Consider the following 10990-nt stretch of genomic DNA (forward strand, 5'->3'; position numbering starts at 1 on the left):
GTCATTCACATCATTCGCTGCCCTGCCTGCACATGAAGCCCGCCGTTACTGGAATGAAAGCCGTCATCCTGGCCGGAGGCCTGGGAACCCGCATCAGCGAGGAGTCCCACCTGCGCCCCAAGCCGATGATCGAGATCGGCGGCAAGCCGATCATCTGGCACATCATGAAGCTCTACACGCATTTCGGTATCACCGACTTCGTCGTGTGCCTGGGCTACAAGGGCTATGTGATCAAGGAGTACTTCGCCAACTACTTCCTGCACATGTCCGATGTCACCTTCGACATGGCCGAAAACCGCATGCAGATCCACAACCGCAACGCCGAACCGTGGCGGGTGACGCTGGTGGATACCGGTGACAGCACCTCCACCGGTGGCCGCCTGAAGCGTGCACGCGAGTACCTGGGCAACGACACGTTCTGCCTGACCTATGGCGATGGTGTGGCCGACATCGACATTTCCAGCCTGGTCGACTTCCATCGTCAGCACGGTCGTCTGGCCACGGTGACCGCCGTGCAGCCGCCAGGTCGGTTTGGTGCATTGGATATCACCGGCACGCAGGTATGCGGCTTCAAGGAAAAACCGCTGGGCGATGGCGCCTGGATAAACGGTGGTTTCTTCGTGCTGGAGCCGGGCGTATTCGATTACATCGAAGGCGATGCCACCACCTGGGAGCAGGAACCGATGCGCCAGCTGGCCGATGAAGGCCAGCTGATGTCCTTCCTCCATCACGGGTTCTGGCAGCCGATGGACACCCTGCGTGACAAAACGCGGCTCGAGGAACGTTGGTCGTTGGGCAAGGCGGAGTGGAAACTGTGGCAGTGACTTCGGATTTCTGGCGCGGGCGCCGGGTCTTCATTACCGGCCACACCGGCTTCAAGGGCAGTTGGCTGGCGCTGTGGCTGCGCCAGCTGGGCGCCGATGTTCATGGCTACGCCCTGCACGCAGCGGACGGTGATTCGATGTGGCAGGCGACCGGGCTGGCCGACCTGATCGGCGGTGAACTGGCCGACATCCGCGACGCCGAGCGTTTGACCGCCGCAATGGCGCGGCAACAACCCGAACTGGTGCTGCATCTTGCTGCGCAGCCTTTGGTGCGCGAGTCCTACCGGACGCCTGCAGACACCTGGTCGACCAATGTCACCGGCACTCTCAATGTGCTGCAGGCGGTGCGCCAATGCGACAGCGTTCGCGCCGTGCTCGTGGTCACCACCGACAAGTGCTATGACAACCGCGAGTGGGTATGGCCCTACCGCGAGCAGGACGCCCTGGGCGGCCACGACCCCTATAGCAGCAGCAAGGCTGCCGTTGAGCTGTTGTGCGCCTCCTGGCGCGCGTCCTTCCTGCAGGCGCAGGGAGTGGCGCTGGCGACCGCACGCGCCGGCAATGTGATCGGCGGCGGTGATTGGTCAGCGGAACGGCTGCTGCCCGACATCCTGCGCCAATGGCAACACGATCAGCCCGTCACCCTGCGCTACCCCGGCGCCACCCGCCCCTGGCAGCACGTGCTTGAACCCCTGCACGGCTATCTGCTGCTTGCGCAGGCGCTGTTGAATGGCCAACACGGCGCAGATTCGGCATGGAATTTCGGTCCGGATACCGCCGATGTCGCCAGTGTCGGTGCCGTCGTCGCGCAGTTGGCGGCGCTGTGGCCGGGCAAGCCGCAATGGCAGATCGACGCCACACCGCAACCGCACGAGGCCGGTTTGCTGGCCCTGGATTCGGCCAAGGCACGGCACTTGCTTGCATGGAAACCACGATGGTCGCTGCCGCAGGCACTGGCGCAGACCGTGCGCTGGCACCAGGCATGGCAAGCCGGCGAAGACATGCAGCGTCACACACTCACCCAGATCGAAGATTTCCAGAACAGCACGCGATGAACCACGACGAACTCCAGCTGCGCCATCAGATCGCCGAACTGGTCGGGCAATACGCCGACCGACACCTGGCCGCACCTGCCTTTGTGCCCGGCAGCAGCACGGTGGCACCGTCCGGCAAGGTCATAGGCGCCCCCGAGCTGAAGTCGATGATGGAGGCCGTGCTGGATGGCTGGCTGACCACCGGACGCTTCAACGAGGCCTTCGAGAAGAAGCTGTCACGCTACCTCGGCATCCGCAACGTACTCACCACCAACTCGGGCTCTTCCGCCAACCTGCTGGCGTTCTCGGCATTGACCTCGCCGCGCCTTGGCGAACGCGCCATCGGCAAGGGCGATGAGGTGATCGGCGTCGCCGCCGGCTTCCCGACCACGGTCAATCCGATTCTTCAATGCGGTGCGGTGCCGGTATTCGTCGATGTCGAGCTGGGCACCTACAACGTCAACGCCGAGCTGATCGAAGCGGCGATCACTCCGCGTACGCGCGCGATCATGCTCGCGCATACGCTGGGCAACCCATTCAACCTGGCCGTTGTACGCGAGCTGTGCGACCGCCATGGGCTGTGGCTGATCGAGGACTGCTGTGACGCGCTGGGCTCCACCTACAACGGCAAGCTGGTTGGCAGCTTCGGCGATATCGGCACCTTGAGCTTCTATCCAGCCCATCACATCACCATGGGCGAAGGTGGCGCGGTGTTCACCGGCTCGCCGCGCCTGAAGCGCATCATCGAATCTTTCCGTGACTGGGGCCGCGATTGCTATTGCGGGCCGGGCACCGACAATACCTGCGGGCAGCGCTTCGACTGGCAGCTGGGCGGCCTGCCGGAAGGCTACGACCACAAGTACACCTACTCGCACCTCGGCTACAACCTGAAGATCACCGACATGCAGGCCGCCTGTGCACTGGCACAGATGGATCGCCTGGAGGGCTTCATTGCCGCGCGCAAACGCAACTTTGCCTGGTTGCACCAGCGTCTTTCCGGCAGCACTGAACAATTGATTCTTCCGCATGCCACGCCCGGCAGCGATCCCTCCTGGTTCGGCTTCCCGATCACCCTGCGTGATGGCAGCGGCGTGCTGCGCGAAGACCTGTTGCGCCACCTGGACAGCCACAAGATCGGCACCCGCCTGCTGTTTGCCGGCAACCTGACCCGCCAGCCTTACATGCAGGGCCAGAACTACCGGGTCAGCGGTGAGCTGCCGGTGACCGACAAGGTCATGAAAGACACCTTCTGGATCGGTCTGTGGCCGGGCCTGAGCGAAGACCAGCTTGACTACGCCGCCAGTTGCATCGAGAGCGGACTGGCCAGCACTTCCGCGTCGTCACGCGCCCAGGCATCTGTATGAGCCCTGCCCTCGTCGCCAGTCACGGGATTCCCCGCGAACACATCCAGCAGACAGGCACCGTTGTGGTGATGGGTGCTGGCAACATGCTGCAGATGGCCGAACCCTGGCTTCGTGCCAACTTCGCACTCACCCACATCAGCGACAACCATGCTGATGCGGCGCAGCGCTATCCGCACTATCTGTACGTGCCACCGCAGCAGCTGAGTACGCTCGATCGCCCATTCGTCATCGTAACCACCTCACGCGCCCACTATCCGGAAATCAATGCGCAGTTGAGCGGGCTAGGCATCACGCATTGCCTGTTGGACGACATCATCGGCTTTCAGGCGGATATCTACCCGGTCATCGATGTTGCGTCGTTGTCGGCACCCTACTCTGACCCGTATGGCAACAGCATCGAATGGGAAGGCGAAGTCCCTCCCAATCTAAGCGTTCGCTTTGGGCGTGACGGCAAGGACGGCAGACAGCCGCTGAGCGCGGGCAGAAATCGGCTGCGGATCGGCGCTGGCTGTCACTTCAACGGTAGCAACAAGATTACTTTCCTCGGTGAAGGATCCTGCGTCGATCTGGGGGCGGGCACCTGGATGGCTGGCGATTTCAGCGTCACCGCGAGCAGCAATGCCCGCTTCAAGACGGGTGAGCGTTGCACATTCGAAGCACTCATCGCCGATGTACACGAAGGCGAGATTACATTCGGCGACGACTGCATGGTATCGGTGCAGGTGCACCTGCAGCAGACCGATTCCCACCCCATCTTCGATGCCAGCAGCGGCGAGCGCGTAAACCACGGCAAGCATATCCGCATCGGCAACCATGTCTGGATCGGCTACCAGGCATTCCTGCTTGGAGGTTGCCAGATCGGCGACGACTGCATCATCGGCGCACGCGCGGTCACTGCTGGCAAGTTCGCCCCAGGCACGGTTCTTGCTGGCAGTCCTGCACGGGTGATCCGCGACAACGTCACTTGGCGCAAAGATGAACTGACCTGTTCGCCCACCCTACTCCACCTCTCGGACTGCAAGCCAAGCCCAACAGCCATGATCCAGTCAATTGCAGGAACCCGCATGGATACTGCCCAGGCTCTCCCCGCCTTTCACCATCAACACACCCGCTTCTCGTCGGGCGATGCGGGCGTGCGTCGATGAGCGATTCCCGGAAAGCCACGGTCTCCTCTCAGATTGCCGATTGGCTGGCAGATCGTGGCGTAGAGCAGGTGTTTGCCGTCACAGGCGGTGGCGCCATGTTCCTCAATCAGGCATTGGGAACCAATCCAAGGCTGCGTTGCACGTACATGCACCATGAGCAGGCCTGTGCAATGGCTGCCGAAGGCTATGCGCGTATCGCCGGCAAGCCAGCCGTGGTCAATGTGACCACGGGGCCCGGCGGCATCAACGCGCTCAATGGCGTGTTTGGCGCATTCACCGATTCCATTCCCATGCTGGTTCTCTCAGGCCAGGTAAAGCGGGAAACCGCCTTGGATCACCGGCCGATAGCCGGCCTGCGCCAGTTGGGCGACCAGGAAGCACCAATCGTTGCGATGGCCGCCCCTGTCTGCAAGCGCGCGGTCGCCATTGGCGAGCTCGCTGAGCTTGAGACGGAACTGCCGCTCGCGTTCGCGCTGGCCACCGAAGGTCGGCCCGGCCCGGTGTGGCTGGATATTCCATTGGACCTGCAAGGTGCGGTTGCTGATGTAAGTTTCCCGGCAACGGCAGCCCGCGCGGCGGCGGCTCCGGCATCGCAGCTGAGCGAAGACTGCAGGGATATCGTTGGACGACTGCTCGCCGCACACCGCCCTGTCATCCTCGCCGGCACTGGCGTAAGGCTCAGCGGTGCTGAAGCAGCGCTGCTCGCGTTTGCCGAACGCCATGGCATTCCGCTGGCCACGGCATGGACGCACGATCTGATCGCCAGCGATCATCCCTTGTTCGCCGGCCGCCCTGGCACCATCGGTACCCGGCCAGGCAACTTCGCCGTGCAGAATGCGGACCTGGTCATCACCATCGGCTCTCGCCTGAATATCCGCCAGACCAGCTACAACTGGGATGCGTTTGCCGCCCGCGCATACACCGTCCACGTCGACATCGATCAAGCCGAGCTGGACAAACCCAGCCTGCGTACCGATCTGCGCGTAAATGCCGATGCAGGCGAGTTTCTCACCACGCTGCAGGCCAGCCTCGAGAATACGACGCTGCCAGGCTACGCACCTTGGGCAGACTGGCTGCGCAACCTGCGCAGTCGGTTCCCCTCCATCTCCCAGGCCCAGCAGCAGGCACCTTCGATCAATCCTTATGCATTGGTTGAACGCGTGTTCCGGCAGCTACGTGCTGATGACATCATCGTCTGCGGCAACGCTTCAGCCTGCATCCTGCCTTTCCAGGTAGGCGCATTGCAGGCGCAGCAGCGCATGTTCAGCAATTCCGGCTCTGCATCGATGGGCTACGATCTTCCGGCCGCTATCGGCGCTGCACTGGCAGCGCCCGAGCGGCGAGTGATCTGCTTTGCCGGCGATGGCAGCCTGCAGATGAACGTGCAGGAGCTGCAGACCCTGCGCACGTTGGGTCTCAATGTGGTGATCGTGGTACTGGACAACCAGGGCTACCTGTCCATCCGCCAGACCCACGAGAACTTCTTCGGCACCGTAGTCGGCGCCACCGCCAACAGCGGCGTCGAGTTCCCGGACTACACACGGCTGGCGACGGCATACGGGATCCCCGCTATCGCTGTGCGCGAGCCCAACGAACTGCCGTTGTTGGACTCCGCACTCGCCGCAGACGGTCCCGCGCTGCTACATGTTCATGTGGACCCGCAGCAGGAATTTGAACCGCGGATCAAATCGCGACGCGACGCCAATGGCGCGTTCCATACGCCGGAACTCGATGACATGTTCCCGTTCCTGGATGTCGAGCAATTGCAGGACATCCGCGCGCAGGCAGCGGCTATCCGCCAGGTAACGCAGCCATGAACCAGCAGGCATTGGAGCTTCAAGCACAGGGCCAGAATTGGCTGAAGAACGCGCGACGCGACGGTATCGCCATCATGGGCACCGGCGGCATGGCGGGCGACCTGCATGACGCCTGTGTGCAGCTGGGCATCGAGGTGCATGCATTCATCACCAGCAGTGCCACGCTGAGCCACCACCGCGGGCTTCCGGTGCATGCCCTGGCGCAGACTCCGGATGCGCTGCTGGTCAAGCCAATCTGGATAGGCATCTTCAACCACGGCGACAGCTCGGACCTGGTCCAGCTGCGCCGCCAGTGTCTGGCAAGCGGTTTCAGTGAAGTACTGGTTCCACAGCAGTTCTACGCGCTGGTCGAAGCGCAGATGGGCTGGCGCTACTGGCTGGCTCCGCTGCACGCCTACGAACAGCAGCAGACCTCCATCGCGCAAGCGCGTGCGTTGCTGGCTGACGCGGAAAGCATCGCCGTATTCGACGCAATCCTCGATTTCCGTACCGGTACGAAACTCGACGAGTCCCTGCCCCGCTCGGCGGGTCCGCAGTACTTCCCGGTCGACCTGCTGCCTGCACTCCCCCACAGCACAAACGTTTACCTCGATGGCGGTGCATATGACGGTGATACCGTCAGTCTTGCAGTGGAAAAACTGTCACCTACCCAGGTTCTCGCGTTCGAACCGGATCCGGACAACTTCAGGAAGCTGGTCACGCATGTCGCCAGCATCGACCTGCCTGCAACGTTGTTTCCACTCGGCATCTCCGATGCAGTGCGCTTCCTGCGTTTCCGCTCCGACAACGGTGCGGGCTGTGCGGTGGATGGAACCGGCGACAGCCAGATCCAGGTGGTCGACCTGGACAGCATTGTCTCCAAACTACCCATTGATTTCCTGAAGCTGGACATCGAAGGATGCGAGGTGGAGGCACTGCATGGCGCACGTCAGCTGATCTCCACACGCAAGCCTTTCCTGGCGATAGCCGGTTACCACCGCTGGGATGACCTGTGGAAGATTCCGACGCTGATTCATGCCATCAACCCGGACTATACGATCAAGCTGCGGCTGCACTGCGCCAACAGCTTCGATGCGGTGTTCTACGCCTACAACGCCTGACCATTGCTGCAACCCCTCTCTCCTACCAGAACCTGCATCATGCAAACCACCAATAAATTCTTCGAAGATCTGTTTGTCCTGGAACTGGCAAACAACCATTGGGGCAATCTTGCGCGTGGGCTTGAGATTGTCAGGCAGTTTTCCGAAGTCGTTCGCGCAGGGAACGTACGCGCGGCGATAAAGCTGCAGTTCCGTGACGTCGATGCCTTCGTCCACAAGGACTACAAGGCGCGCAGCGATATCCGCTACGTCAAGAAAACCATGGATACCAAGCTCTCCATCGAGGAGTTCAAGATTCTCGTGGATGCCATCAAGGCCAGCGGATGCATCGCGATGGCAACCCCATTTGATGAGCCCTCGGTTGAACTGTGCGAAGCGCTGGACTTCCCGATCATCAAGGTCGCCAGCTCGGACCTGGGTGACCATTCCCTGATCGACCGCATCGTCAGGACCGGGCGTCCCACCATCATCTCCACCGGTGGTGCAAGCGAGCAGACCATTGACCGGGTCGTTCGCCAGTTCGGCGAACGCGAAATTCCGTTGGCCATCAATCATTGTGTGTCGCTGTATCCCTCCGAAGACAACGAGCTGGAACTGAATCAGATCGACTATCTCCGTAGCCGATACCCGACGCATGTGGTTGGGCTGTCCACCCACGAGTACCACGACTGGACCAGCTCGATGCTGATGTCATATGCCAAGGGCGCGCGCACCTGGGAACGCCACATCGACATCGAGGCTGATGGCATTCCGGTCTCCTCGTACTGCACGCTGCCCCATCAAGCCGCTGAATGGTTCTCCGCCTACCACAAGGCGCGCGAGATGTGTGGTGGCTCGACCGCGCAACGGCGCAAATTGCCGAGCCGCGAGATCAACTATCTCGACAATCTGGTCCGTGGTGTCTACGCCAAGCGCGAGTTGCCGGCCGGCTATGTCGTCGAACCGGCGACCTTCGACAAAGACTTCTATATGGCGGTTCCGCTGTTGAAGGGCCAGCTCTCGTGCCGGGAAATACTGTCTGGCCTGACACTGGCACAGCCGCTGGACGGCGACGCCGCCCTGACCCTGGAAACAGTGGCTGCAAGCGCCTTCAGCACCGAACAGCACAGCCTGATTCTTGACCGCGGGCTGTAACACCAGCCGCGCGTCAGAACCTGCAGCGCCAACAATCAACATTCATCGCCGAGCTCAGATGACTCCTCCTTCGCCAATGGCCAGCTGTGCAGCGGACAGTTTTGACCGCCTGCCAGCAGCGATCTGGCCGCGCCTGAATGCTGCACTGGACGGTAAGCACCTGCTGCTGACTGGAGCTACCGGCTTCTTCGGAAAATGGCTACTCGCATTGCTGCAACGGCTCAATGCCGGTGGCACGCATATACAGGTCATTGCCCTTTCACGCGATCCGGCCCGCTTCCTTGTTGCACATCCCGAGCATGCCGGAGAGCCCTGGCTGCGCTGGATCATATCCGATGTCCGCGCTCTGGCTGCCGTTCATGACAGCCCAGTGGACCTGGTTCTTCATGCCGCGACAGACACCTCAAGCCGCGCGCATGAACAGCCGCTGGAAATATTCGCCAGCGTGATCGACGGCACGCGTCGCGTCCTTGAATACGCACACCGCAACGGCGCAAGTCGACTTCTGCTTACCGGGTCAGGAGCACAGTACGGCGCGATTCCGGATGGGCAACCCGCAAAAGAAAGCTCTGCATTGGCCTGCGACAGCCGACTCGCACTGAACATCTACGGCGAGTCCAAGCGCATGCAGGAGACGCTGGCAGCGGTATATATGCATCAGACCGGCATTGACGTGGTCATGACCCGGTGTTTTGCTTTCTCTGGTCCGGGCCTCGCGCTTGACGGCCACTTTGCCATTGGGAACTTCGTCCGCGATGCGCTGCGCGGCCATGGCATCACGCTCAACTCATCCGGCCAAGCCATGCGTAGCTACCTGCACGGCGCCGACCTGGCCGTATGGCTGCTGATATTGCTGGCCGAAGGGACTGCGGGGCATGCCTACAACGTAGGCTCTGACCAGGCGTTGAGTGTCGCCGAGCTCGCGGTTCTGGTGCAGCAGCGGCTCGCACCAGATGCCCAACTGAGCATCCTCGGCCGAGCCGATGGCCCACGCTCCTATTATGTTCCCGCCATTGATGAGGCTCGTGCGCTTGGTCTGGCGCCATGGACGAGCCTGGAAGACTCCATTGACGCAATGGCCAGCTGGGCCAGGGCGTACAACAATCGCGTCGTTCCCGAATCGCTGGTGTCCTGAGCCGTACGTCGATGACAATTCCACTCACCGTTGCCCTGCTTACCTACAACCGTCCGCATTACTTGCGGCTGGCGTTGCGCGCGATCATCGAGCAGACGTACACGGACTTCGAACTGCTGGTGATGGACAACGGCAGTACTGACGACACGCCTGAGGTAGTGCTCGGCTTCAAGGACGACCGGTTGCGCTATGTACGCAATGCGCCAGGTCATCCGGCCAGCTTCAACGGCACCAGCGCGGTCCTTATCGCCCGCGGCAAGCGCCTGCTGATAACCCATGACGACGACATCATGGAGCCGGACATGCTGCAGCGGCAGATGTCCATGTTTGAACGCCAGCCCGAACTCGCCGCCATCTGGACCAACCAGAGCACGATCGACGAGAACGGCCAGCGCTTGCTGGAGCACCTGGCGCCTCCCGGGCCGGACCGGATCTACGCCCGCGGTGAATACATCGCCAGGGCCGCCGAAGAGCGACATTGGCACCCACCAAGCAGCCTGATATTTACTCCCGGGCTGCTGTCGCTTGCCACCCTGCACAAGGGATATCGCGGGCTACCGCTTGGCAACGGGAAGCGTCCACTCGTTGAAGGCAGCGGTGACTACATCATTCCTGCCAAGATGAATCTGAAGGCACCAGTGGCCTTTCTCAACGCCCCGTTGCTACGTTATCGTCAGCATGGAGGCCAGGAAACCAATCATGCCGACCTGACCGGCGCGGTGTTGCACGGCTATGTGTCGTTGCGCCGTTTCGTCGTCCGTACCAGTTACAAACAACAGTACACACCGGTCTATGACGCCTTGATCGCGCGCTACAAGGCGCAGAAACAGGTAACCGAAATTCCCGGCGCGACGACTTCAACAGCCGCAATCCGCCGCTTCCAGCAGATGTTCGCTCAGGGCAGCAAAGACCTTGCAGCGAATCCCCGCGCCGGATTCCAGTTGTTGCCGCTAGCCATTCTGTTGGACCAGATTGCAAAGCAAGGAGCGAACGACCAACTTGAACGCCTGCTCCTGAGCATGCCCACGCCTGACGAAACCTTGCAGACCTCCATACACCGTCTGCACCGCTGGGCCAGCCATCGCTGTGAGGGGCGGAACCTTTTTCAGAAGTTCGCGCCGGGCTCGCAGGTAGTGATACTCGGTAGCGTCCTGTTGTCGGCGCTGCTGGTGCATGAGGCCCGCCAGGCCGGTGTCAACATTGCCTGCTGCCTCGACTCCAGTGTTACCCGACAGGGGCGTGATTGGTTGGGCGTTCAGATCGTCGAACCAGCATGGTTGGCAGACAACCACAAGCCGCTTGATGCGATCGTGCTGAGTTCCGAACGCGACCATGAAGACGAACTCATCCACATGCTTCGCCGTCACGATGCAGTTACACCCATCGTCTCGTGGAAACAGTTGGTGGAGCAACTCTGACCAATGGCAGCTGCACAAA

9 protein-coding genes are annotated in these 10990 nt (G+C 61.5%); all 9 read left to right on the forward strand.

Features of this window, described 5'->3' with window-relative positions; all coding sequences use genetic code 11:
- Positions 1-53: 53 nt before the first annotated feature.
- The 9 genes from rfbF (at position 54) to ABB27_RS07975 (ending at position 10971) form a co-directional block, all read left to right on the forward strand.
- Complete coding sequence (gene rfbF, locus ABB27_RS07935) at positions 54-824, forward strand: glucose-1-phosphate cytidylyltransferase (protein WP_057628114.1); 771 nt, start codon at positions 54-56, stop codon at positions 822-824.
- Positions 815-1879, forward strand: a complete 1065-nt coding sequence (rfbG, locus tag ABB27_RS07940) for a CDP-glucose 4,6-dehydratase (protein WP_057628116.1) — start codon at positions 815-817, stop codon at positions 1877-1879. The genes rfbF and rfbG overlap by 10 nt, the downstream gene beginning before the upstream one ends.
- Positions 1876-3222, forward strand: a complete 1347-nt coding sequence (rfbH, locus tag ABB27_RS07945; RefSeq protein WP_057628118.1) for a lipopolysaccharide biosynthesis protein RfbH — start codon at positions 1876-1878, stop codon at positions 3220-3222. Before rfbG ends, rfbH begins: the two co-directional genes overlap by 4 nt.
- The gene (locus ABB27_RS20320) at positions 3219-4367 is read left to right on the forward strand and encodes an acyltransferase (RefSeq protein WP_083491204.1); all 1149 of its coding nucleotides are present in this window, start codon (positions 3219-3221) and stop codon (positions 4365-4367) included. Before rfbH ends, ABB27_RS20320 begins: the two co-directional genes overlap by 4 nt.
- Positions 4364-6184, forward strand: coding sequence for a thiamine pyrophosphate-binding protein (locus tag ABB27_RS07955; RefSeq protein WP_057628123.1), 1821 nt, complete (start codon positions 4364-4366; stop codon positions 6182-6184). Before ABB27_RS20320 ends, ABB27_RS07955 begins: the two co-directional genes overlap by 4 nt.
- Complete coding sequence (locus tag ABB27_RS07960; protein ID WP_057628125.1) at positions 6181-7284, forward strand: FkbM family methyltransferase; 1104 nt, start codon at positions 6181-6183, stop codon at positions 7282-7284. Before ABB27_RS07955 ends, ABB27_RS07960 begins: the two co-directional genes overlap by 4 nt.
- 39 nt (positions 7285-7323) lie before the next feature.
- Positions 7324-8418 carry an N-acetylneuraminate synthase family protein gene (locus ABB27_RS07965; protein ID WP_057628127.1) on the forward strand — a complete coding sequence of 365 codons (1095 nt, stop codon included), beginning with the start codon at positions 7324-7326 and terminating at the stop codon, positions 8416-8418.
- A 76-nt stretch (positions 8419-8494) separates the two neighbouring features.
- The gene (locus tag ABB27_RS07970) at positions 8495-9553 is read left to right on the forward strand and encodes an NAD-dependent epimerase/dehydratase family protein (RefSeq protein ID WP_083491205.1); all 1059 of its coding nucleotides are present in this window, start codon (positions 8495-8497) and stop codon (positions 9551-9553) included.
- 11 nt (positions 9554-9564) lie between these two features.
- Positions 9565-10971, forward strand: a complete 1407-nt coding sequence (locus ABB27_RS07975; protein WP_057628129.1) for a glycosyltransferase family A protein — start codon at positions 9565-9567, stop codon at positions 10969-10971.
- Positions 10972-10990: the final 19 nt, after the last annotated feature.

It is taken from the genome of Stenotrophomonas terrae, from assembly GCF_001431465.1.
Lineage (GTDB): Bacteria > Pseudomonadota > Gammaproteobacteria > Xanthomonadales > Xanthomonadaceae > Stenotrophomonas > Stenotrophomonas terrae.